The organism is Burkholderia mayonis (assembly GCF_001523745.2).
GTDB classification, from domain to species: domain Bacteria; phylum Pseudomonadota; class Gammaproteobacteria; order Burkholderiales; family Burkholderiaceae; genus Burkholderia; species Burkholderia mayonis.
The window spans coordinates 1,573,262-1,595,471 of record NZ_CP013387.1 but is presented as its reverse complement, the minus strand read 5'-3'; the positions used below and the strand labels follow the sequence as shown (position 1 = coordinate 1,595,471).

Sequence of the window (22,210 nt, the reverse complement as noted above, 5' to 3'; positions counted from 1 at the left end):
AAACGTCGATGGTACGACTGACTTCTCTCGAAGAGACGCTCTTCGCCGACGATACGGGCGAAGCGCGCGACCGATTGATCGCGATGCTCGCGAGCGTGGCCGCGCGTCATGAAAATCGTCCGGACACCATACGGTTCGCGGCGAACGCGGCACGCGACGTAATCAACACGCTGTGGGCGCGATATCACGGCATGCCGGCCGACAAATCGGATGTGTTGCCGCGCGGCTGAGCGCTGCGGCGAGCGGCCGTGATTGAAAACCGATAGCGAGCGCCTGAATGCGGAAGAGGCGTCGCGCCACGTTGAACACAATCGAACCACCGCGATCGGCGCAGACGTCGGATGGCCGATCGCGGCAACCGATTCGTGACGTTTGACCGAAGGAGTTCAGCGATGATCGATAAGTTGTCGATGCATCCCGGCGTGACGGGAACAATGCATCAGGAATTGCACGGCGCGATGGATTCGACTCAACCATCCGCGACCGGGCGCGCAGCCGAATCCACGCTCGCCGCGCTTGTCGAGCGCGTGCGCGGTGAGACCGGGGTCGTGCCCGCGCATTTAATCGAGCTGCAGCGTGTCGCGCGCGAACACGATTGCCTGATCGGCATTCGGCCTGTCGACCGGTTCGCGACTGACCTGATCGAAAGCGGTCACCCGACGAAGGGTTTTCATATCAAGGGCAAGAGTGCGAACTGGGGCCCCCAGGCCGCGTTCATCTGCGTCGACCAACGGTTCAGCAAGCTGGAGGACAAGCCGGATCGCATCGAGAAATTCGATCGGCAGGTGCAATCCTGCATCGCGGAAGGCTACGCGAAGCGCGTGCCGTTGACCCTGTCGAAAGCACGCTTCGACAAACTGCTGGATGAGGGCTTGATCGACCGGATCAAGCGGGACGGCAACGGCATGCCGGCGACGTTCGAAGCGAAAGCGCCGAGCGGAGCGATCTATTCGTTCGAGGCAACGCACGTTCACAGCGCCGGCGAAGACAGGTATGCGATTGCGCATCGCGGCGAGCCGATCGAGGTGCTCGCGCCGCCGAAGGACGGCGCGAAACCCCTGACTGCCGATTACGACCTGCTCCTGATCGGCCCGCGCTTCGACGATCTCGGCCCGCAGGACAATCTGCCGGTGCCCGACGTGTCGCACGAGGTGTTCAAGGCACGGCTCGAAGGCTACAAGAACGGCATACCCGACGCGTTGCGAAGCCCGTACCAGCAGCCGAGCGAGTTCTATCGGAAAGAAGACACGGAGATCGGCAACGCGTCATCGCGCGTGCGCGAGATGATTCCGATCATCAACGCGGCGCTCGTCGGCGACGGTGAGGCCGTCGTTCACCACAGCACCGACTCCGGCAGCCCGGCCGCTGATCCCGATGCGAACTATCCGGCGACGTTCGCGCTGCCGCAAAAGATCGGTTGTTTCGACGAAATCTGCATCGTTCACGACAAGCACGAACTCGCGGAATTGATCGGCGGCGCGAAACAGGCGGGCTACCACGTGCCGCTCAATCCGCTGTGGGAAAAAGAAGTGACGAGCGTGCGGCGCGAGTCGTTCCGGGTCGCGCGCGAGCAATTGTCCGCGAATCTGCGCTGACGTGCGCCGGCCGCGCTACAGCCCGGCGTTGGCCAGCGCTTCGAGATGCTCGGCGAACGCGCCGAGGATCGCGTCGTGCTGGTCGGCGTCGTCGAAGCAATCGGCGGGCAGCAGCTTGACGAGCTCCAGCATCGCCTTCGCATAGCGGTAGCGGAGCGCGTCGTCGCGGATCGCGGCGTCGGTGCGCGCCGCGATCCAGCCTGAGCTGATCCAGCTCTGCTCGACGCATGCGACGAGCGATTGCAGCAGCGCGTCGGCGTCCACGTCGCGCGTGTCCAGCATGCGCGCCGCGCGCTCGCAATGATCTTCGACGCCGAGAAATTGCAGGATGCGTTTCAGGTCGGTGATGACGGCAGCGAGATGCGCGTCCATCGCCGGCCCCTGCGTGGAAAGCTCGAACGCGAGCGCGCGGATCAGCGTCTTCAGCTTGCGCCTGCGATCGCGCAGGCGGCGGAATTCGTCGAACCACTCGGTGAGGCGCTTTTGCCGGTCGGCCGCGCGCTGATACAGCCGGCGCAGCTCGGCGAATCCGGTGCGGCCGGCGTGGCCGAATTCGAGCCGCGCGAACAGCTGCAGCGCCCATTCGTCGCCGTCGAGAATCGCGGCGAGCGCGTCTTCGGCGCGCTTGCGCCGTACGCCGGACAGCTTGCCTTCTTCGAGCATCGCGCCGAGCAGCAGCGCGATTTCGCCCGCGTTGAAGCCGGCGTCGCGCATCGCGTCGGCCGGGTCGTCGAGTGCGTCGACGCCGGGAATCCGCTGACGCAAGTCGGCGAGCTCGGCCGCCGACACTGCGCCGATCTGCTTGATCAACTGCTGCAGCATCGAGCGCGCGCGCGGCCGCTCCGCGCGGCCGTCCGCCGCGCCGCGGCGCGGCTCCCGAAAACGCGTGCCGACCGCGAAGCCGATGTCCTCCAGCGTCTCGGCGAACGACTCGCCCGACACGCCCGCTGCGTCGAGCGGCGCGCCGCCGAAATCGATCGGCGCGTCGGCGAGTTCGCGTTGCGCGAGCTCGTGCGCGGACTGCGGCGGGACGATCTGCTGGACCGTTTGCGCGGATGCGGTTCCGGCGGCGGCCGGCGTCGCAGCGGCGCTCGCCTGTGCGGCAGCCGGATCAATACGGTTGAGCATCGGGACGAGCCTCCTCGTTGGCGCCGGCCAGGCGCGCGAGCAGCAGGCGCAGATGCCGGTCGAGATCGAAGCGGACGATCGCGTCCGGCGTTTCGAGTCGTGCGTCGCGGTCGGGCAGCGCGGCGTCGGCGTCGACCTGCACGCGGGGATCGTGCCGCAACGCGTCGCGCACGCGCGGCAGGTTCGCCGGCGACACGGACACGCGAAACGCGCGCGCGTGCACGTCGGCGCGAAGATGGGCGAGCACGCGCTGCGTCAGCCGTTCGACGGGGTCCTGCGTATCGAGGTACGGTTCGATCACACTCGCGACGAGCGCGCGCACGCGCGCGTCGATCCGCTCGGCGATGTGCGCCTCGGCCGCTTGTGCGTCGATCAGCCAGAGGACGGTGTCGTCGATCAGCGCCGCCCGCCGGCGTTCGAGCTCGGCTTCGGCGCGCGCGAGGCCCTGCCGGTATGCGTCTTCACGCACGTTCGCGGCCGCCTGCCGTGCGGTGTCGAGTTCGTGGCGCGCATCGTCGACGAGCGACCGCGCTTCGCCGCGCGCGGCCGCGACGACGGCAGCCGCGTCGCAGTAGCGCGCGAGCGCGTCGGCCGTCAGATGCACGTCGAGCGGCGCGGGGCCGGGCAGCGAGACGATCGGGGGAACGAGTCCGTTCATAGGAAGCGGGCGAGTTTCAGGAGCGTGTCGGGGGCTGCGTCGGCGGGCGGCGGGCGGCGCGTATCGAATGCGTTTCGCGCGGCCGTTGGCGCGCGCGCGGTCGCGATGTTCGATGCGTCCGGCTCGATCTTCGGATCAGGGGCATGCGGCGCGCCTGGCGCATATGGCAAGATCGGCAAGCCGGACACGGTCGTCGCATCTATCGCATCCCGCGCATCCCGCGCAACGCGGACGTCGAACGCGTCGTCCACCGGCGGCAGCCGCGACGCGAGCAGCGTCGCGACGACGCACGACGCCGCATCCCGCCGCCACCATCGCACGCCGGCATCCGTCGCGGCATCGACGATGCGCTCGTGCGCCGCGACGCGCGCGGCGGACCGCCATCCGCGATGCAGCGCGAGCAGCTGCGCGCAGCCACGTTCGCCGATGCGCGCGGCGAGCCGCTCCCGGTATTGCCTGACGAGCAGATGATCCGCGCAGTCGAGCGCGATTACGCCGAGCGCGGCGATCAGCGCGCCGATCCGCGGCTCGACGGACAGCAGCGCGCGTTGCCGCTCGTCGAGCCGCGCAGGCAGCGCGGCGCGCGGATAACCGCGCCGCACGACGATCAGCCGATCGATCGCGGCGCGGCACGCCGGATGGCGGCGGTAGCTGTCGCGCCACGCGGCGAGCCCGAGGTGCGGCCACCAGCCGTCGTGCATCGCGGCGCCGGGCTGCCAGCCGAGCCGATGCAGGCGCTGCAGCTCGGGCGTGAGCGGGGCCGCGCTCATCACGCGCGCGGCTCGCCCGGCGAACGGCCGCGCGACGCGATGACGGCGAGTGCGAGGCTCGCGACGATGCCGAACGCGCCGAGCGCGACGCCGAGCGCGAGCCGGTGCGCGCGCAGCCACGCGAGCAGGCTCGCATCCGCCGCCGGCTTGTCTTCGGCGGGCATGTCGTAGCGATAGTCGGCGGGCTGCAGCACGACGCTTACGTGGTCCGGACTCATGCCCGGCGTGCCGGTGACGACGAGGCTGCGGATCTCGGTTTCGCGCGCCCCGAAGTTGCGCTCGGGGCTGTACTTGACGAACACCGACGCGGACGGCTGCGGCGGGTCGCGTCGGTTCTGCGGCTCGCCTTCGGCGATCGACACCTGTGCATCGACGACGCCGTCCATTGCGCGCAGCATTTTTTCGAGCTGCTGCTCCTTGAGGAACGTGATCTTCGCCTGCTCCTGTGCGGGCGACGTGACGAGCTGGCCGGGCGGAAACAGATCCTCGAGCGCGGCGAGCTTGCGATGCGGCAATCCGTTTTGCCGCATCAGCTCGACCGCGTTGACGAACTGGTCGGACTCGACGCGAATCGTCACGTTGCCGTCCTTCAGCGGCTTCTTGTCGACGGCGATGTCGCGCAGCATCAGCAGCGCGATCATCTGGTTCGCCTCGGCTTCGGGCAGGTTCGTGTAGAGATCCGTCTTGCAGGCCGCGAGCGACAGCGCCAGCGCGGCCGCGCACGCGACGCGTGAAGCGCGCGCGGTCATTGCATGTTCACCAGCTTGTTGATCCCTTGTGACACCGCGCCCGCCGCCTTCGCGGTGAGATCGACTTCGAGGATCGCGCGCAGCATCGCCGACTGGTTCGCGAGCATGTCGAGCGGCTGCATCAGCGCCTCCCCGCGGTCACGCGCGGCGCTCAATGCGCGATCGACGTCGAGCGAGCGGTGCTGGAAGCCGCTCGCCGCGCGCGCCTCGGGCGTGCTCGCGTCCTGGCCGAACAACGTGCGCGTGAACGCATCAATCTGGGCCTGGTCGATCGGCGTCGCGTCCGTCTGCGGCGTCGCTTGCAGCGTTTGTAGCGCGCGTTGCGCGGCGGTGATGTCCATGAAGGCTCCTTGCGAATTCGAATGGGAACGGGGCGGCAGTGCCCGCTGCGACCGACGCGAATGCAGCCGACGCGGCCGAAGCGGATGCTGACGCGGACGAGGGCGCGAGCAGCCCGCGCAGCAGCGCGGCCTCGGGCCCCGGCGTCGACGCGAGCAGGCGCGCGGCAGAGCCGTCGCGGCCGAGCCCGATCAGCATCGTCGCTTCGACGAGCCGCCGGTCGGCGGGATCCGCGATGAGCGCCGGCAGCGCGTCGTAGATGGCCCACGCGTGCCGCGCGAGCCCGTGGTTGACGGCCGCGAGCCCGCACTCGACGAGCAGGCGGCGCACGTCTTGCGCGAGCGCCGTCATATCTTCTGGATGATGCCGGACAGCATGTCCTTGACGGCCTTGAGCACCGCGCTCTGATAGCCGACGAACACCGAGTACTGCTGGATCGCGAACTGCGCCTGCAGCATGCTCGCCGGATCGTTGAGATCGGACGCGGACATTTTCGATTCGACGTCGTGGCCGACTTTGTCGACGAGACGCGACAACTGCTGATTGACGGCTTCGATATCCATCGGCGGGCCTCCGTCAAGCCACTGTGGCCGTCGGCTGCTTCATGCGCAGCCGGTACTGCGTCGGATTGCAGCGGTAGCGGCGGCGGAAGCTGTCGGTGAAATGCGCGTGATTCGAGAACCCGCATTCGTGCGCGATGTCGAGAATGCGCATCGACGTCGACGCGAGCAGATGCTGCGCATGCGCGAGACGGCGCTCGACGAGCCAGCGTTTCGCGGACGTTCCGTATTTCTCGACGAACAGCAGATTGAACTTGCGCGGCGGCAGCCCGAATTCCTCGGCGAAGCGCGCGACGCTCCACGGATTGAGCGCGTGCGCGTCGACGAAGTCGACGAACTCGGTGTCGCCCGCCATCGCCGCGTGCAGCAGGCGCGAGAAGTACGCGCGGTCGGCGCCGAGGCAATACACGCATAGAAAGCTGAGGAGCGCCGGACGCGATACGGGGGCGAGCAGCTCAAGCATGCCGATCACTTCGGGCGACGTCTGGACGACGCGGATCGGCTCGCCGCAAAACGGCGTCGGCAGCGGCGGGTCGATCAGCGCGTTGATTTCCGCGTACAGCGTGCGGAAGTCCGCTGCGTAGAAATCGGCGGACTGGATATCGGTGCCGGCGCCGGCGTCGCACAACGAGGCGTCGTCACGGGTGACGGCGATACAGTCGCCCGGCACCGTGTGGATCAGTCCGCGCGTCCTCACCTGGCCGCTCAGACGGCCGAACATGAAACGTACAACTTGCATCGAGCCCCCGTGGCTGTTGTTGCTGCCCGGTCGGAATCATCGGCTATTTGGCTGAAAAATCGTCTCAGGTCATCACCTGAAACCGTTGGTCGGCGAGGCCGCGTGCCGCCCCGGCGCGTCGGCGGTTCGTTGTCGAAAAAACGGAATGCGCGGCCGGATTCCGAAAAAGCCCCGGGCAGCGCGTCGCTACGATGGATGCAACGAATCGGGTCGCGTCGGCGATTCGCTGACGCGACGCCGTGCGCCGCGCGGCCGGCCGTGTCGGCCGCCGCGAAAGCGAATGCGGAGGCCGCGAGCGCGATTCCGAAATCGAAAGCCGCCGCGGTTTTCAGTAAAGCGAAAGCGTGCGGAGAAATTACGATGAACCCATCAAGAACGAGGTGAGCGATGCAAGAACTCGAGCAACTCAAGGATGCGATGACCGATCTGCGCCGGCGCAAGGAAGCGATGCGCGAGCAGATGCAGGCGTTTCAGGCATTGCAGGACGAAGTCGCGGCGCTGCGCGCACGGGCTGCGCACGATCCGGACGCGCGACGCAAGCTGCGGCGTCTCGACGATCTGATGCAGCACGGCGGGCAGGGCCTGGCCGACAGGATGAACGAGCAGGCGGGCAAGGCCGAACGCTGCCTGAAGCGACTCGGCGACGAGGTCGCGCAGCTCGCGAGCGGCGGCGCGGCGCCGGAAGTCTCGGCGCATCGCGAGAGCCGGACGGTGAAGCAGTTCAATCGCGTATTTGTTTGAGCAAGCAACGAAACGGAGAAATCAAGTCATGACGCCCATTCAATCGACGACCCAAACCATGATGCACAACGCCGACTCGGTCGGCGGCGGCGACAACCGCAACGTCGCGAATCCGCATCCGATCGGCGACAGCATCGCGATGATGCTCGTGATCATGGATCTGCTGAGCCGCCAGACGACGGCGAAGCTCGACGACATGCAGAAGAAGTCGAATATCTCGCGCGACGCGCAGGACATGGCGAACAAGGCCGAGGCCGCGCTCGCGAAGCTGATCAAGCCGGAAGACAAGACAGAGCTGCCCGGCGAAGTGCTCAAGTACATGAAGGACAACAACATTCTCGTGAACGGCAAGACGATCGACGACTTCATGAAGGACAAGGGCGGCAAGCTCGACAAGGCCGATCTGATGTCGGTGAAGTCGTCGCTGGAATCGGTGTCGGGGCGCGCGTCGGATTTCGTCCAGCAAAGCCAGTTGAAGATGCAGCAGCTGATGCAGAACTACAACACGGCGGTGCAGATGATCAACAGCCTGCAGAGCATGCTCGCCGAATCGACGAAGGGCATCGCGTCGGCGATCCGCTGACGCGACGCGCGGTCGGCGCGGCTTCGATCGCGCCGGCCGCAGCACGGGAGACCATCCGATGGCCGCACTCAATCAAACGATGCCCGACGACGATCACGTGGTGTTGCAGCGCTTCTTCGCGTCGGGCGGATCGATTCGCATGCTCGCCGACGTCGAGCGGCGCGACCTTGACACGCTGTACGCGTACGCGACGCAGCTTTTCGACATGGGCGAGCTGCACGCCGCGCGCAACTTCTTTCTGATGCTCGCGCGCGTCGATCACTGGAACTTCGACTACTGGTTCGCGCTCGGCCTTTGCCAGCAGCGGCTCGCTCGACATGACGAAGCAATCTTCTGCTTCAGCCGCGCCGGGATGATCGGCGTCGACGATCCGCGTGCGTCGTATCACGCGGGCGTCAGCTACCGGCTCGCCGGCAATCTCGACTACGCGGCGAAGGCGTTTCGCGCGGCGCTCAACTGGTGCGGCGAGCGCGACGGGCATCGCGACATCAAGGCGAACGCGATGCAGCAGCTCGCGCAATGTGAAGGGGAGACATGAAATGGCAGTTGCGATCAACGCACATGGAACGCAGGGGAGCGCGCTCGCGCCGATCGAGCCCGAAGGGCAGAACGACGGCGTCGCCCGCGCGCGCGTCGCGGCAGGCTTGCTGCGCGGCGCGTCGGTCGTCGTCGACGAAGCGCGCGCACGGCTCGCCGCCGATGCGCGCGCGCCGTTCGCCGCGCAGGCGCTCGTATCGATGAAGGACGCGGCGGGCGCGCTCGGCCGCGTGCTCGACAAGTTCGACCGCGCGTCCGGCGACAAGGGCGCGGCATCGTCGATCGGCCTGCGCGCGTTCGAGAGCGTGTCGATGGAGACGATGCTGCTCGCGACGACGCTGCTGTCGACGAAGGTGCTCGGCAACACCGCGGAGCTGAAGAGCAAGGCGCTCGAAATCATGTCCGCGAAGCAGGACGAGGTCCGGCAGCAGGAGATCAAGGATTACCGCGAGCAGATCGACAAGGCGGTCGAGCAGCAGCAGAAGGCGAAGAAGGCCGGGATCTTCGGCGTGATCTTCGACTGGATCGTCGCGGCCGTCGAGGTCGTGTCCGGCGTCGCGAAGATGATCGGCGGCGCGCTGTCCGGCAACGCGATGATGGTCGCGGGCGGCGCGATGGATCTGATGGCGGGCTTCGCCGGCGTCGTGAAGGCGACGATGAACACGCTCGCGCTGATCGACGAAAAGAACGCGGACAAGTACCGGCAGGCCGCCGACGTCGCCGCGAAGGTGCAGTTGACGTTCGAGATCGCAGGCGCGGTCGTCGACGTGACGAGCGCCGCGCGCAACATGCTGCTCACGAAGGCGATTCCGAAGGCGACGACCGCGGTGCTCGAAAAAGGCGCGGGCGAGGCGCTCGAGCAGGCGATCAAGTCGGGCAGCAAGCAGGCGGTCGAGAAGACCGCGCAGGCGATCGGCAAGGAAGTCGCTTCGCAGGTGTCCGAACAGATTCTGCAAGGGCTCGGCAAGACCGCGCTCGAGGCGTCCAAGCAGGCGGGCAAGGAAGCGTTGCAGAAGACGGTCCAGCAGCTCGGCGTGAACCGGATGCTCGAGAGCTTCTCGCGCGAGGCGATCGAGAAGATGGTGACGAAGGCGGTGCAGAAGGTCGCGAACGAGGCGATCGACCGCGGCGTCGAGCTGACCGCGCAGGCGCTGACGAAGGCGATTGCGAAGCAGGTCAAGCGCGACGTGATGGCGGCTGCGCTGAAGGCATCGCTGTCGCCGCTCCTGAACACGGCGCGCGCGACGATCGGCGCCGCGAGCCAGACGACGTCGGGCGTGCTCGGCATCGAGCGCGCGAAGCTGCAGAAGGAGATCGACCAGTTGATTCTCGACCAGCAGTGGCTGCAGATGTGCTTCGCGTTCTACAAGCAGCAGAAGGAAGCGCAGACGAAGGACGCAAAGGAACTCGTCGAGAAGGCGGGGCAGGCGGTCGAGGACGGCAGTCAGGCGCTCAGGCAGAGCGCCGCGGTGCAGGCGCAGATCGCCGCATCGATGGTTTGAGTGCACGGCGGATATGCGCCGTTTGAAATCCGAGAGGAACGAGTGATGAGTACTGTGACGCAAGCCGGCGGCGCGCCGGTCCGCGCCGATACGCTGGGCATCGATACGGCCGGCGTGTTCGGCGCGGGCGACGGACCGATGGCGACGATCGACCAGCTGAAGGCGAAGCTGCAGAAGATCTTCAGCGAGATGCGCGACCTGGAGCGCACGTTCAACGAGGCAATGCAACGGATCGCGTACGACCGGCAGGTCGGCGTGCTCGAGACCAAGCAGCAGGCGATCATGCAGAACTTCAATGCGGCGATGGCGTCCGCGGTGGGGCAGATCGTCGGCGGCGCGGTGAGCGCGATCGGCGCGGCGTCGGGCAGCCAGCTCGGCGCGTCGGCGACCGACGGGCTGTCGAAGGCCGGGCAGGGAATCGCGGGCGTCGCGAACGCGTCGCTCACGCGCGACGCGCAGCAGACGCAGTTGCAGGGCGATTTCGAGAGCCAGTCCGCCGAGCGCCTGCAACAGGCGCTCGCATCGACGGTCGAGCGCGCGCTCGACGCGTCGCGGCAGATGCGCGACGCGCTGCGCGATCTCGTGACGCTGCAAGGGCAGATCGCCGCCGCGGTGCGGTATTGACGGGGGGGCGTCCAATGCAGGCCGAAGCCCTCGACGCGGCGACCCGCTATCTGCAAACGCAAGGCATGCATCCGGAGCCCGCGTATTTCGGCGGGAGTCGCTTCCAGATCGGCTGGCGCGTGCGGGTCAACGATCTCGACCTTGTCTACCGGCTCGTCGACGACAGCCTCGTCGTCTGCGACCTCGCCGCGAGCGGCGGCGGGGGCGGCGCGAGCGACGCGGTCGCGACCTTCATTCATCTCGTGCACCGGATGGAGCGCGCCGGCATTCCGCTGCGCGAGGTGCGCGGAACGTTCTTCGAGACGGTGTCGAACGCGCAGCTCAACCGGCTGCGGCAGCGGCTCGCGACGGTGCTCGAAGCGCAGGGCGCGTACTGGCGTGATATCGACGGCGATCCGTGGTTGATCTATCCGGTCGGCGCGCAGGCGGCGGACGTCGCGCGGCAATAGCGGGACGGCGGGCGTCGCCGCTCGCCGCTACGCCGCCCGCGAGCCGGCGCGACGCTCGATCGCCCGTGACGGGACGCCGCACGGCGATCGCATCCGTCCGTCTGTCTGTCATATTTCGGCTGCTGCGCCGACTGTAGTCGTGCCGGCCCCGTCCGCGGGCGTCCGGCGCATCGATTCGACTACGGAGGACGGAAGCAATGAAGAAAGAAGGGATCTGGATCGGCTCGCACGTGATCGCGTTCGTGCTGGGTTTCGCGCTCGGCGTGTATGCGCTGCCGATCCTGACGGCCGACGCGGGGGCGAGCGAAACCGAGCTGCGCCCGATCACCGGCCGCGCGCTCTACACGGGGCGCTTCGAGCGCGGCCTGACGGGCGGCGATCCGCTGCACTGGACGGACGGCAAGCTATCCGTCACGCGCACGGCGCTTGCATTCGAAGGGCGCGTCGCGCCGGGACCCGACTACAAGATCTACCTGACGCGGGAGTTCGTCGCGTCGAAGCAGGCGTTTGTCGCGGCGAAGTCGCGCGCGCTGCGGGTCGGCGAGCTGAAGACGTTCGGCGACTTCGTCGTGCCGCTCGCGGACGGCGTCGATGTCGGCGATTACACGACCGTCGTCATCTGGTGCGAGCGGTTTTCGCAGTTCATCGGGGCGGCGAGGTATCGATGACGCGCGTCGATCGCGCGGAGGCGTTGCGCGCGTGCGGCCGGCGAAGGGCGCACGCCGATGCGAAATCTGCTCGATCCGCTTGTCGATCAGCCCATCGAGCCCATCGGCTTCGTAGCGTCCCATCTGGCGGCGAAACGTGCGCTCGCATACCCCCAGCAGCCTCGCGGCCTCCGCTTGCGTCAGGCGCTTCTCCTGCCAGTCCGTGTAGACCTCTTCGAATCTCATCTTCCGGGTTTCCTGTAACCAGCGTGCCCGGCTTACGGCTGGCTTCATGCCGCACCCAAAAACCGGACAGATTACGTGCTACAGACCCGGACAATTCATTTGCTCGCGACAAAAAGCTTGACGAAACGGCAAACGTCGCGTAGCGTCACGCATTGAAGTTTTCAAGAAGCTCGATTGCCCATCAGTCACCGCTACCCGCGGTATTCGTTGTCCTCTCCCGCCTTGAATCTTTTTTTTCCGCGCCCCTAACGGGGAGCAACCGTTCAAATTCAACCGTTTCTTTTAAGGGATCTTCATGGATACCGGTACCGTCAAGTGGTTCAACGACAGCAAGGGTTTTGGTTTCATTACGCCTGACAAGGGTGGCGACGACCTGTTCGCGCACTTCTCCGAGATTCGCGGCGATGGTTTCAAGACGCTCGCCGAAAATCAAAAAGTCAGCTATGAAACGAAGCGTGGCCCGAAGGGCCTGCAAGCGTCGAACATCACGCCGCTTTAATTCGCGTTAGCATCACCGGTCCCGTTCGCGGGACCGACATGCTGCGGCGATCCCGCGCGCAGCACCTGCCTCCGTTGCGGTCGCCGTCCGTTCACGACGGCGACCGTTTCGCTTCCAGACGTCCAGCACCCTCATACGCGAAGTCCGTCCGCCACGAAAGAGGCGGAGACGGCGCGACCGCAGCAACGCACTGCCAGACGATTCATTTATCGCGATCTCGCGAGCGATGCACAAGGAGGACCATGGCCGAGAGCCAGTTGCGAAGCAACAAGGAACCGAAGAAACCCAAGCAGACCAAGGCCAAGCCGATTCCCGGCGCAGTCTTGAACTGGGCGGCGCCCAAGACTCCGCTCGCCCAATCTCGCGAAAAGAAGTAATTCACCGAGACGCAATAGCGAGCCGAGTCAGCCGCGCGGCTGGCAGACGGCGCGCACGTCACGATGCAACGCGTCCGCATGAACGTCGCATTCGACATCGGGGCTGAAGCCGAAGTCCCGCAAGGGAGCGGACATCGACATACCGTTGCGGCTGCGGTCAATCATTTTGTTTGGAGGAATGGGTTTGGCAAAGGAAGAACTGCTGGAACTGGACGGGGTCGTCGACGAGGTGCTGCCGGACAGCAAGTATCGCGTCACGTTGGAAAACGGCGCAGTCGTCGGTGCATACGCATCGGGCCGCATGCGCAAGAACCATATTCGCATTCTCGCGGGCGACCGCGTGACGCTGGAGCTGTCGGTCTACGATCTGACGAAGGGACGCATCAACTTCCGGCACAAGGACGAACGCGCACCGGCGCGATCGCCTCGAAACGGATTCAATCGTCGCTGATCGCTGCGCTCCGGCGGATCCGGCCGAACGACGATCGGATTCGATCGCGGGCGATCGTCGTGGCGACGCACACGGATCACGAATGACCGTTATGGCCGGCGCTTTGCCGGCCGACTCGAAGAAGAAATGGCGGGCCCGCTGCGCGTTGGACGCTGCCGCCGAGGCGGTGCCGGCGTGAACGGCGGAAACCGGGTGATTCCAGATGGCTCAAAATTCGAGCGGCGTAGCTGGTGACTTGAGTTTCGCGCGGATGCCGAGCCGCTCGTCGAGCGCGAATCGTCTGGCTAAGCGCGGACTGTGAACACCGAGCCGAGCCGCGGCACGCGTAAAGCTGTCTTTCTGCGTCACGGCAAGGCGCACAAGCGGGAAACGAAAACGCAACGATACGGGACGCCACATGCAACACTGCCGCATGGGCACAACCGCGAGCCCGGGTGGCAGGCGCCGCTTCATCGAGACAGCGGCTCTTTCGAATTGCATCGGGCGGAGTGTTCGCCATTCGGCGACATCCATCACGCCACCGTTCCCAGCGGCAGACAGCCGTTGCAGTATGCACGGCAGCCGCGACGCGCCCTCGCGAGATCGACGGCGATTCTGCCGCTGACCCCGGATCGTCATATGGAACGGCAACGACAGCCGAAATGGCGCGTCGATCTTCTGTTCGACTCACTCGCCGACGTTCGGCCATTTCGAAGCGGTCAGCGCATAGCCACCGGAAATTGCCGATAACGAGCGGCTCAATACGCCATGTGAATGAGCGGAAACGGCCCGCCGGCCGAATCGGTCGCCGAGCGCCCGACGTCCTTGAATCCGTACCGTCGATAGAACCCGTGCGCCTGCGGATTCTGCTCATTGACGTCGACGGTCAGGCTGGCATATTGCGCACTGACGTGATCGAGGAGGCGCGTCCCGACACCTTGGCTGAACAGGTCCGGGTCGACGAACAACATCTCGACTTGCGCGCCGTCCATGCCGATGAAACCGGCAATGCGGCCGTCGATGGCTTCGTCGATCCATACGGCGACATTCGGCAGATATGCGTCCCTGACTTGCGGGTAGAGTGCCTCGATGTCCCGTTCACGAAGAAAGGTGTGTGTTTCGCGCACGGACCGATGCCAAATTTCCAACAATATCGGATTGTCGGCGGGTATTCGACTGCGAACGCTCATGATGATAAATGGTAAAAGAGGTGATTTAGACCGATTTTACCGATTTATGCGTGTGTGTATATAGGCCGATTGACACGTTATGCCAATCGGGTTCGGAATTGAACGATTTCCAGCACCTTTTTTGTTGCGCGGCCGATCGCGCCGAAGCGCGTCGAACGACCGGGTGACGCGGCGGCCACTGCCGGATAATGCGGATGCGCGTTCACATGCCAAGGCGACCGATGCATCGCATTTCGACGAGGCGAGATTTAGCGCGACCGATCTTCCGCGATCGGCAAGAGACAATCATCGGCGCATAGGGGTATCGCCGCCGATTCGACACAAGGATTTAAACTTGCCGCTAATCGTCCATCGTGAATCGGAACATCGATAAGGCGTTTCTCGGGAAATCGATTGAAACCTACATCCAGGCGAAAGATGGAAATCGTCCTCATCTGATCGAAGACGCGTTCATGCCCGATGCTGAACTCGTGATGGAATTGAAGACCGACGAGATATCGTTTCCGAGCAACGTCAAGGGGCCGACCGCATTGCAAGCGTGCTCGTCAGCCAATTCGCGCAGCAGTACGAAAACGTCCATACGCTGTGCACCGGAAGTCCGCCGAGCGACGAGTCGTCGTTTCAATGCGATTGGCTCGTGCGCATGATCGGGAAGAACACGGGCGCCGCCCGGGTCGGGTTCGGTCGCGGCGAATGATGGCGCAGTGAGGACGGATCCGGCAGCGTGTCGACGCTCGAGATCACGATCGAGGAGATGAATACGTTGCCGGGCGAATGGCGCTCGTCGATTCTGCGATGGGGCAGCAAGCTGCCGTACCTTTGGTGTCCGCCCGATTTGCCGGTGCTGAGCGCTCCCGGTCTTCCCGCCATTCAGGATCAGCGTGTTACCTTGGGCGACGTAACGGCGGCCCTGATCATGAACCTTCGTGACGAGCGGGCGCGTCGCATCTAACATCCGCAGCTCGCGCTGCTTCGTTGCCTGCTCGACCGGTCGCTCGACGCCGCGCGCGACTCGATCGATGGGCTCGATCGAGCGAACCCGGCCGGAATCGGGCGAAAGTCGGCGTTTCAACGGAGCGGCGGATCGAACGTCCGCGGCGGTCCGTGCCGCTTGCTACCGGGGCCTCCTTTCGCGCGGCGCCGTCTCCGCCGCTCGGTCATCCGTTGCGGAATTTCCACGAAGTGATGCATCGTTGTCCGCTTGTCGCGCGCGGCGGCGCTCGCCGCGCTCGCTTTTCCGGTCGCGGGCTGCGAAGTCGATTTCTGCCGCGAACCGGCATTCGCGCGTCGCCCGCGCCAAGGCGACGCGCGATCGGTACATCCGACCGGCGCGCGTGAGGCATGTGCACTTGTGCCCGGACGCCCGCACGCGCGTTTCGCCGAGCGATCGGCGAACGCATCGCCGTCCGGCCGAACGCCCGTTTCGTTTCCCCGATCGCGGCCGCCCCGCCGTTTTCACGCGATCGCCCTCCGGCAAATTTTGGTCAGTTCGCACATTTGTCGCCGTGATCCCTTATCCTTCAATGTTTACGAAATCGTTACACCCAGCCATCAAATGGAGCACGGATGCCTCATGACGTCAGCCTGATTGCACTGCTCGCGACCGGTTTCGGTCTCGCGATGATCCTCGGTTACTTCGCGTCGCTGCTGAAAATGCCGCCGCTCGTCGGCTATCTGCTCGCCGGCATCGTGATCGGCCCCGGTACGCCCGGCTTCGTCGGCGATCTCGCGCTCGCGCAGCAGCTCGCCGAGATCGGCGTGATGCTGCTGATGTTCGGCGTCGGTCTGCATTTCTCGCTCGGCGATCTGCTCGCGGTGCGCAAGATCGCGCTGCCCGGCGCGATCGTCCAGATCGCCGTCGCGACGGCGCTCGGCGGCGGACTCGCGCTGCTATGGGGCTGGAACGTCGGCGGCGCGCTCGTGTTCGGTCTCGCGCTGTCGGTCGCGAGCACGGTCGTGCTGCTGCGCGCGCTCGAAGGGCGCGGGCTCATCGAATCGGTCAACGGACGGATCGCGGTCGGCTGGCTCGTCGTCGAGGATCTCGTGATGGTGCTCGTGCTCGTGCTGCTGCCGCCGCTCGCCGGGCTCCTCGGCGGCGGCGCGCCCGCGCACGGCGACGCGGCCGCCGCGCCGGCGGGCGGCAGCCTCTGGGGCGCGCTCGGCGTGACGCTGCTGAAGGTCGCCGCGTTCATCGCACTGATGCTCATCGTCGGCAAGCGCGTGTTCCCCCGCATCCTGTGGCTCGTCGCGCGCACCGGCTCGCGCGAGCTGTTCACGCTGTGCATGATCGCGGCGGCGGTCGGCGTCGCGTTCGGCGCGGCGAAGCTGTTCGACGTGTCGTTCGCGCTCGGCGCGTTCTTCGCCGGGATGATGATGCGCGAGTCGGAGTTCAGCCGCCGCGCGGCCGACGAGACGCTGCCGCTGCGAGACGCGTTCTCGGTCCTCTTCTTCATCTCGGTCGGCATGCTGTTCGATCCGCGCGTGCTGATCGACGAGCCGCTGCACGTGCTCGAAGTCGCGGCGATCGTCGTCTTTGGCAAGACGCTCGCGGCCGTCGCGCTCGTGCTCGCGTTCCGCTATCCGCTCAACACCGCGCTCACGGTCGGCGCGGGCCTCGCGCAGATCGGCGAATTCTCGTTCATCCTCGCGAGCCTCGGGCGCGGGCTCGGGCTGTTGTCGGCCGAAGGGCAGAGCCTGATCCTCGCGGTCGCGCTGCTGTCGATCGCGCTCAACACGCTGCTGTTCGCGGCGATCGATCCGGCGCTCGCGTGGATCCGCAAGCACTCGGCGTTCGCGCGCCGGCTCGAGTCGCGCGACGATCCGCTCGCCGCGCTGCCGATGTCGACGCCGCAGACGCATCTGACGGGGCAGGTCGTGATCGTCGGCTATGGGCGCGTCGGCACGCGAATCGCGCAGGCGCTCGACGCGCGCGGGATCGCGTACGTCGTCGTCGAGCAGAATCGCGAGACGGTCGAGAAGCTGCGCGCGGACGGCGTCGCGGCGGTGTCCGGCGACGCGATCGAGCCGATCGTGCTCGTGCAGGCGCATATCGCGCGCGCGGGGATGCTGGTCGTCACGCTGCCCGACGTGTTCGACGTGCGGCAGATCGTCGATATCGCGCGCACGCTGAATCCGGCGATCGAGATTGCGCTCTGCACGAACAGCGACGACGAGGCGGCGCTGCTCGCGAACGAAGGGATGGGCGACGTGTTCGTCGGCGAGACGGAGCTCGCGCGCGGGATGACCGAGCACGTGCTTGCGCGCATGGGCGCGGATGCTGGGCGGGCGCGCTCGGCGGCCGCGCATTGAATGCGGACCGAGCGAGGGCGGGGCGGGAGGCGGGCGCTTGCGTCAGGCGCAAGCGCGCTTGCGGGCGCGTCGTTTTGCTTGCGGCATTCGCGGCATGAACGCCTCGCTCCGGCGGGCGGGTCGTTCGCCCGGATCGCCCGATCGGCGCAATCGCGTCGAATCGTCAACTCGGCGTATCGAAGCGGCGTCGCGCCGCGTCCCGATCGTCGACGCGCGGATTCCAATCGACGTCGTGCGGCGCGGCGTCCGTCGCATCGCGCGCATCACGTGCTTCGAACGGTCAATAGAACGGCTCGAGCGTCAGCTCCTGCGCCATCACGCGATTGCCGGCGAGCAGTCCGCCGTCGACGGGCAGCATGACGCCCGTGATCGCGCGCGCCGCGTCCGAGGACAGGAACAGCGCGGCGTTCGCGACGTCGTCGGGCGTCGCGAAATCTTCGAGTGGGTACCACTTCTTCAGTTGCTCGAACACCTGCGGGTTCTGCCGGACGCGCGCTTCCCACGCGGGCGTCTTCACGGTGCCGGGGCAGACGATGTTCGCGCGCACGCCGTCGCGCCCGTATTCGATTGCGAGCGACTTCGCATAACTGACGAGCCCCGCCTTCGCGGCGCTGTACGCCGGATGGCCGAGCGCGGCGACGCCGTTGACCGAGCCGACGATCGTGATCGCGCCGCGGCGGCGTGTGCGCATCCCGGCGAGCACCGCCTCGACGCTCACGTAGGTCGCGGTCAGGTTCGCGTCGAGATCCGCGCGCCACGACGCGCCCGTCGTCGTGCGCAGCGTCGCCGACGCGGCGGTGCCCGCATTCGCGACGAGCGCGTCGACGGGCTCGTTCGCGAGCGCGGCCGCGAGGCGCTCGGCGTCGCCCAGATCGTCGACGACGGGCGCGACGGCCGCATCGCCGAGCGCATCGACGAATGCGGCGAGCGCCGCGCGGTCGCGGTCGAGCGCGAGCACGCGGTCGCCCGCGGCGAGAAAGCGGCGCACGAGCGCCTGTCCGATGCCGCCTGCGGCGCCCGTGATCAGCGTGGTGCGTATCGTCATGCGTTCTCCTTCGGTTCGAAACGGGTGGCCGATGCCGCCGCCGCGCGCCCGCTCACAGCCCGAGCTGCGCGCGTGCCGTCTTTTCGTTCGCGCGCGTGATCAGCGTGCCGGACGTCAGCACGAGCGGCGGCGGCGTCCGGTTCTGCGTGATCCACTCGACCATGTTGACTGACGTGTCGTAGCCGTGCTGCCGCGGGTTCAGCAGGATCGAGCCGTAAAAGCCCGTCGGTTTCGGCTTCGCGAACTCGTTCATCGCGACCTGGCTGCCGTTGATGCCGACCGCGATCATGTCGTCCGCGCCGATCCCGCGGCCTTCGCCCGCGCGCACCGCGCCGACCGTCGTGTCGTCGTTCGATCCGAACGCGACCCAGCGCCTGAAGTTCCGATGCTTGGTGAACGCGATGTTGGCCGCGTTGAACGCGCCTTCGGTGTCGGCCGTCATTTCAGGCGCGTCGACGACGTTCGCGACCGGGAAGCCGGCTTCCTTCAGCGCGTCGACGGCGCCTGTCGTGCGCTCGCGCGCGGTCGGCAACTGGTCGTACGCGAGCCGCAGCACGCCGACCTCGGCCGGATTCCAGCCGCGCCGCTTTGCCTCGGCGGCGATCGCCTCGCCGACCTGCCGGCCGATCTTGTACGCGGAGATGCCCATGTGCGGCACGTTCGGAAGCGGCGCGCCGCGGCCGTCGACGAGCTGGTCGTCGACCGACATCAGCTTCATTCCGTAGCGCTTGGCCTTCGCGGCGATGCCGGGGCCGAGCTTCACGTCGGGCGCGCAGATGATCACGCCTTGCGCCTTTTGCGCGGCGAGGCTGTCGAGCGCGGTCGACACTTTCTCGCCGCTCGGCGCGGCGATCTTCACGAGCGTGAAGTGCTTGTCTTTCGCCGCCTGCTCGGCGAAGCGCCATTCGTCCTGAAACCACGGGTCGTCGGGCTGCTTGACGACGAAGCCGATCTTTACCGTCGCCGCGTCTTCCGCATGCGCAGGGGCCGCCGCCGACAGGCCGGCGGCGATGCTCGCGCAGACGAGGGCGGCCTGGGGCCAGCGCAATCCCATAAGCGTCTCCTTCGTGCTCCGTTTCGATGGATGCGGCCTTGCGAGCCGCGGACGGCATGCATGTCGCGCGGGAAATTGTAGGCGGCGGGTAAGCGGGCTTTCAAATAATGCGAGGCGATCCTAAAGAATGGGATCGGCGTGGATGTGTGCGGGCGCAGCGCCCGCATCGCGGTGGCAGCGTCGCGTCATGCGTTCGTTTTCGCGGGTGCCTTTACGCCGCTCGCCGCCGGCTTCTCGGCGGCAACGGGCGCGTCGGGCGGCACGCCGAGCAACTGCAACGAGCCGCTCATCACCGACGAGAACACCGGTCCCGCGACCGTGCCGCCGTAGTAGCTTCTCGCTCCCGGTTCGTCGATCATCACGGCGACGATGAGGCGCGGATTGCTCATCGGCGCCATCCCGGAGAAGAGCGCGCGGTACTTGCCTTTTGCGTACGACGCGCCGACCTGCTTGCGCGCGGTGCCCGTCTTGCCGCCGATCCGGTAGCCGTCGATGCGCGCGGCGCGCCCGGTGCCGCCCTGGCCGACCGCCATTTCCAGCATCGAGCGGATCGCGGCCGCCGTGGCGGGCGTCGTCACGCGATGGCCGCGGTGCGCGCCGACGGAGGACGGATCGGTGCGCGTTCTCAGCAGCGACACCGGATGCAGCGTGCCGTCGCCCGCGTAGGCGGTATAGACCTGCGCGATCTGCAGCAGCGACGCCGAGAGGCCGTAGCCGTAGGCCATCGTCGCCTGCTCGATCGGCCGCCAGCGTTTGTACGGGCGCAGCCGGCCGGACGCGACGCCGGGGAACGTCAGTTCCGGCGCGCGGCCGATTCCGTATTCCTGGTACTTGTTCCAGATCGTCTCGGCGGGCAGGTTGAGCGCGAGCTTCGCGAGCGCGATGTTGCTCGACATCTGCAGCGCTTGCGCGACCGTGATCGCGCCGTGGTTCGACGTGTCGTGGATCACGTTCGGGCCGATCTTGTACGAGCCCGGCGACGTGTCGATGATCGTCTGCGGCCGCACCTTGCCCGCGTCGATCGACAGCGCGACGACGAGCGGCTTGATCGTCGAGCCGGGCTCGAACGTGTCGATCACCGCGCGGTTGCGCAACTGCTGGCCCGTCAGGCGCGCGCGGTCGTTCGGATCGAACGTCGGGTAGTTCGCGAGCGCGAGGATCTCGCCGTTCTGCGCGTCGAGCACGACGACGCTGCCCGCCTGCGCGTTGTTCGCGACGATCGCGGACTTGAGCTGCGCGTACGCGAGCTGCTGGATCCGGCGATCGATCGTCAGCTCGATCGTCGCGCCGTGCTGCGCGGGCACGAGCGGGCCGGTGTCGGAGATGATCCGGCCGAGCCGGTCGCGGATCACCTGGCGCTGGCCCGAGGTGCCGGACAGCCGTCCGTTCGCGGCGAGTTCGACGCCTTCCTGCCCCCGATCCTCGACGTTCGTGAAGCCGACGACGTGCGCGGCCGATTCGCCTTCCGGATAGAAGCGCTTCGAATCGGCGACCTGCGTGATGCCGTCGACATCGAGCTTCTCGATGCGGGCGGCCGTTTCGGGATCGACCTGGCGCTTGAGCAGCACGAACGAACGGTCGCTCGTCAGGCGCCGCCGCACCTCGGCGAGCGGCATGTCGAGCAGCTTCGCGAGCGGCGCGTACGCGACTTCGTCGACCTGTTTCGGATTCGCCCAGATTTCATAGGTCGTCAGGCTGACGGCGAGGAGCGCGCCGTTGCGGTCGACGATGCTGCCGCGCATCGCGCCGAGCTCGATCGTGCGCTGATAGCGCTTCTGGCCCTGGCCCACGTAGAAATCCTGATTCGCGACCTGCACCCAGAACGCGCGGGCGATCAGCGTGCCGAACGCGATGAACACGAGGATCACGATGAACTTCGAGCGCCACATCGGCAGGTTCGACGACAGCATCGGACTTTTCGCGACGGCGACGTAAGGATCGGACGACTTCGGTTTTTTCTTGAGGCGCATGGGCTGGCTATCGCTGGGCGGGATCGCGGATCGCGTTCCGAAAGTGGAATTGTAATGAATGAGTAATGATTTCGTCTGCTTTGGCCGCCAAATCGTTGAAAAGTCTGACAAATATTGAAGAAGCGCGCGGGCGGGGCGGACGCGGCGAAGGACGCTCGGGGGGGCGCACGAAGCGTGGCGCGCGCATCGGAAAACGGCGGTCGAAGAGGTGTCGTCGATCATCGATCGCGGCGGATGCGATCGATGTTTCGGATGCGGGAGTCGCGGCGGGTGTGGGCGGTGCGAGCGTCGATCGGCGGGACGTCGCGGAAGGCGGGTGGCGCACGACGAGACGCCGTGGCGTCGGGAACGATCAGGCGGTGCGGAAGCGCCGAGCGCGGCGCATCGGCATCGGTACGTGGGAGGCGGTCAGTGGGAAACCATCAGCGGGAAACCGTCAGCCAACCGCGGCGACGCGCGGGTCGCGGCA

28 protein-coding genes and 1 pseudogene are annotated in these 22,210 nt (G+C 66.7%); 14 read left to right on the top strand and 15 right to left on the bottom strand.

What is annotated here, in order from left to right; translation table 11 throughout:
- Positions 1 to 8 precede the first annotated feature (8 nt).
- Positions 9 to 230: a hypothetical protein gene (locus WS70_RS25715; RefSeq protein ID WP_059472987.1), complete on the top strand. Its 222-nt coding sequence runs from the start codon at positions 9 to 11 to the stop codon at positions 228 to 230.
- A gap of 162 nt (positions 231 to 392) precedes the next feature.
- On the top strand, positions 393 to 1,595 hold the full coding sequence (locus WS70_RS25710; RefSeq protein WP_226382864.1) for a CyaA/EF/ExoY family adenylyl cyclase toxin: 1,203 nt from the start codon (positions 393 to 395) through the stop codon (positions 1,593 to 1,595).
- Positions 1,596 to 1,610: 15 nt separating this feature from the next.
- Here the strand turns inward: WS70_RS25710 and sctW are convergent, their stop codons facing one another.
- From sctW to WS70_RS25670, 8 genes are read right to left on the bottom strand one after another with little or no spacing between them, the layout of a single operon-like run.
- Complete coding sequence (sctW, locus tag WS70_RS25705; protein WP_059598385.1) at positions 1,611 to 2,723, bottom strand: type III secretion system gatekeeper subunit SctW; 1,113 nt, start codon at positions 2,721 to 2,723, stop codon at positions 1,611 to 1,613.
- Positions 2,707 to 3,381 carry a FliH/SctL family protein gene (locus WS70_RS25700; protein ID WP_059598384.1) on the bottom strand — a complete coding sequence of 225 codons (675 nt, stop codon included), beginning with the start codon at positions 3,379 to 3,381 and terminating at the stop codon, positions 2,707 to 2,709. Before WS70_RS25700 ends, sctW begins: the two co-directional genes overlap by 17 nt.
- The gene (locus WS70_RS25695) at positions 3,378 to 4,151 is read right to left on the bottom strand and encodes a type III secretion system domain-containing protein (protein ID WP_059598383.1); all 774 of its coding nucleotides are present in this window, start codon (positions 4,149 to 4,151) and stop codon (positions 3,378 to 3,380) included. The genes WS70_RS25700 and WS70_RS25695 overlap by 4 nt, the downstream gene beginning before the upstream one ends.
- Complete coding sequence (sctJ, locus tag WS70_RS25690) at positions 4,151 to 4,900, bottom strand: type III secretion system inner membrane ring lipoprotein SctJ (RefSeq protein WP_059472992.1); 750 nt, start codon at positions 4,898 to 4,900, stop codon at positions 4,151 to 4,153. The genes WS70_RS25695 and sctJ overlap by 1 nt, the downstream gene beginning before the upstream one ends.
- Positions 4,897 to 5,241, bottom strand: a complete 345-nt coding sequence (gene sctI / locus WS70_RS25685; protein ID WP_059598382.1) for a type III secretion system inner rod subunit SctI — start codon at positions 5,239 to 5,241, stop codon at positions 4,897 to 4,899. The genes sctJ and sctI overlap by 4 nt, the downstream gene beginning before the upstream one ends.
- Positions 5,153 to 5,590 carry an EscG/YscG/SsaH family type III secretion system needle protein co-chaperone gene (locus tag WS70_RS25680; RefSeq protein WP_082722434.1) on the bottom strand — a complete coding sequence of 146 codons (438 nt, stop codon included), beginning with the start codon at positions 5,588 to 5,590 and terminating at the stop codon, positions 5,153 to 5,155. The genes sctI and WS70_RS25680 overlap by 89 nt, the downstream gene beginning before the upstream one ends.
- Positions 5,587 to 5,802: a type III secretion system needle filament subunit SctF gene (gene sctF, locus WS70_RS25675; RefSeq protein ID WP_010109100.1), complete on the bottom strand. Its 216-nt coding sequence runs from the start codon at positions 5,800 to 5,802 to the stop codon at positions 5,587 to 5,589. The genes WS70_RS25680 and sctF overlap by 4 nt, the downstream gene beginning before the upstream one ends.
- Before the next feature lie 13 nt (positions 5,803 to 5,815).
- Entirely contained in the window at positions 5,816 to 6,538 is a 723-nt protein-coding gene (locus WS70_RS25670) for a helix-turn-helix transcriptional regulator (RefSeq protein WP_226382863.1), read from the bottom strand.
- 387 nt (positions 6,539 to 6,925) lie between these two features.
- Here WS70_RS25670 and WS70_RS25665 point away from each other — a divergent pair, with 387 nt between their 5' ends.
- The 7 genes from WS70_RS25665 to WS70_RS25635 all read left to right on the top strand — a co-directional run bounded on the left by WS70_RS25665 (position 6,926) and on the right by WS70_RS25635 (position 11,642).
- Positions 6,926 to 7,279 carry a hypothetical protein gene (locus WS70_RS25665; RefSeq protein WP_059472996.1) on the top strand — a complete coding sequence of 118 codons (354 nt, stop codon included), beginning with the start codon at positions 6,926 to 6,928 and terminating at the stop codon, positions 7,277 to 7,279.
- 28 nt (positions 7,280 to 7,307) lie between these two features.
- Positions 7,308 to 7,862, top strand: a complete 555-nt coding sequence (sseB, locus tag WS70_RS25660) for a type III secretion system translocon protein SseB (protein ID WP_059472997.1) — start codon at positions 7,308 to 7,310, stop codon at positions 7,860 to 7,862.
- A gap of 58 nt (positions 7,863 to 7,920) precedes the next feature.
- Positions 7,921 to 8,400 (top strand): SycD/LcrH family type III secretion system chaperone, encoded by a 480-nt coding sequence (locus WS70_RS25655; protein ID WP_108034056.1) that lies wholly within the window; start codon positions 7,921 to 7,923, stop codon positions 8,398 to 8,400.
- A 1-nt stretch (position 8,401) separates the two neighbouring features.
- Positions 8,402 to 9,901 (top strand): type III secretion system translocon subunit SseC family protein, encoded by a 1,500-nt coding sequence (gene sctE / locus WS70_RS25650; protein ID WP_059472998.1) that lies wholly within the window; start codon positions 8,402 to 8,404, stop codon positions 9,899 to 9,901.
- Positions 9,902 to 9,946: 45 nt separating this feature from the next.
- Positions 9,947 to 10,525, top strand: a complete 579-nt coding sequence (gene sseD / locus WS70_RS25645; RefSeq protein ID WP_059472999.1) for a type III secretion system translocon protein SseD — start codon at positions 9,947 to 9,949, stop codon at positions 10,523 to 10,525.
- A 14-nt stretch (positions 10,526 to 10,539) separates the two neighbouring features.
- Positions 10,540 to 10,974, top strand: coding sequence for a type III secretion system effector protein SseE (gene sseE / locus WS70_RS25640; protein ID WP_059473000.1), 435 nt, complete (start codon positions 10,540 to 10,542; stop codon positions 10,972 to 10,974).
- A gap of 197 nt (positions 10,975 to 11,171) precedes the next feature.
- On the top strand, positions 11,172 to 11,642 hold the full coding sequence (locus WS70_RS25635; RefSeq protein ID WP_059473001.1) for a DM13 domain-containing protein: 471 nt from the start codon (positions 11,172 to 11,174) through the stop codon (positions 11,640 to 11,642).
- Between the two features lie 87 nt (positions 11,643 to 11,729).
- On the opposite strand, the pseudogene WS70_RS33925 reads toward WS70_RS25635, so the two are convergent.
- Positions 11,730 to 11,867 (bottom strand): annotated as a pseudogene (locus WS70_RS33925) (helix-turn-helix domain-containing protein); the annotation flags it as partial.
- A 295-nt stretch (positions 11,868 to 12,162) separates the two neighbouring features.
- Here WS70_RS33925 and WS70_RS25625 point away from each other — a divergent pair.
- Positions 12,163 to 12,366: a cold-shock protein gene (locus WS70_RS25625; protein WP_010109085.1), complete on the top strand. Its 204-nt coding sequence runs from the start codon at positions 12,163 to 12,165 to the stop codon at positions 12,364 to 12,366.
- Positions 12,367 to 12,608: 242 nt separating this feature from the next.
- Entirely contained in the window at positions 12,609 to 12,743 is a 135-nt protein-coding gene (locus WS70_RS33465) for a hypothetical protein (protein WP_257791892.1), read from the top strand.
- A gap of 27 nt (positions 12,744 to 12,770) precedes the next feature.
- Here WS70_RS33465 and WS70_RS31885 read toward each other — a convergent pair whose 3' ends face one another.
- A complete protein-coding gene (locus tag WS70_RS31885; protein WP_156438343.1) occupies positions 12,771 to 12,908 on the bottom strand; it encodes a hypothetical protein in 138 nt (45 codons plus the stop codon).
- A 19-nt stretch (positions 12,909 to 12,927) separates the two neighbouring features.
- Between WS70_RS31885 and infA the strand changes: the two genes are divergently transcribed.
- Positions 12,928 to 13,194 carry a translation initiation factor IF-1 gene (gene infA, locus WS70_RS25620; RefSeq protein WP_025990473.1) on the top strand — a complete coding sequence of 89 codons (267 nt, stop codon included), beginning with the start codon at positions 12,928 to 12,930 and terminating at the stop codon, positions 13,192 to 13,194.
- Positions 13,195 to 13,401: 207 nt separating this feature from the next.
- Here infA and WS70_RS31880 read toward each other — a convergent pair whose 3' ends face one another.
- Complete coding sequence (locus WS70_RS31880) at positions 13,402 to 13,707, bottom strand: hypothetical protein (RefSeq protein WP_159082966.1); 306 nt, start codon at positions 13,705 to 13,707, stop codon at positions 13,402 to 13,404.
- A gap of 224 nt (positions 13,708 to 13,931) precedes the next feature.
- Positions 13,932 to 14,363 (bottom strand): GNAT family N-acetyltransferase, encoded by a 432-nt coding sequence (locus tag WS70_RS25615; RefSeq protein WP_059598380.1) that lies wholly within the window; start codon positions 14,361 to 14,363, stop codon positions 13,932 to 13,934.
- A gap of 353 nt (positions 14,364 to 14,716) precedes the next feature.
- Here WS70_RS25615 and WS70_RS32530 point away from each other — a divergent pair, with 353 nt between their 5' ends.
- Complete coding sequence (locus tag WS70_RS32530; RefSeq protein ID WP_197419297.1) at positions 14,717 to 15,010, top strand: hypothetical protein; 294 nt, start codon at positions 14,717 to 14,719, stop codon at positions 15,008 to 15,010.
- 919 nt (positions 15,011 to 15,929) lie between these two features.
- Positions 15,930 to 17,672: a cation:proton antiporter domain-containing protein gene (locus WS70_RS25605; protein ID WP_059473003.1), complete on the top strand. Its 1,743-nt coding sequence runs from the start codon at positions 15,930 to 15,932 to the stop codon at positions 17,670 to 17,672.
- 280 nt (positions 17,673 to 17,952) lie between these two features.
- Here WS70_RS25605 and WS70_RS25595 read toward each other — a convergent pair whose 3' ends face one another.
- The 3 genes from WS70_RS25595 to WS70_RS25585 all read right to left on the bottom strand — a co-directional run bounded on the left by WS70_RS25595 (position 17,953) and on the right by WS70_RS25585 (position 21,741).
- Positions 17,953 to 18,717, bottom strand: a complete 765-nt coding sequence (locus WS70_RS25595; protein WP_059598379.1) for an SDR family oxidoreductase — start codon at positions 18,715 to 18,717, stop codon at positions 17,953 to 17,955.
- Between the two features lie 52 nt (positions 18,718 to 18,769).
- Entirely contained in the window at positions 18,770 to 19,771 is a 1,002-nt protein-coding gene (locus tag WS70_RS25590) for an arabinose ABC transporter substrate-binding protein (protein WP_059473006.1), read from the bottom strand.
- 185 nt (positions 19,772 to 19,956) lie between these two features.
- Complete coding sequence (locus tag WS70_RS25585) at positions 19,957 to 21,741, bottom strand: peptidoglycan D,D-transpeptidase FtsI family protein (protein ID WP_059473007.1); 1,785 nt, start codon at positions 21,739 to 21,741, stop codon at positions 19,957 to 19,959.
- Between the last annotated feature and the right edge of the window lie 469 nt (positions 21,742 to 22,210).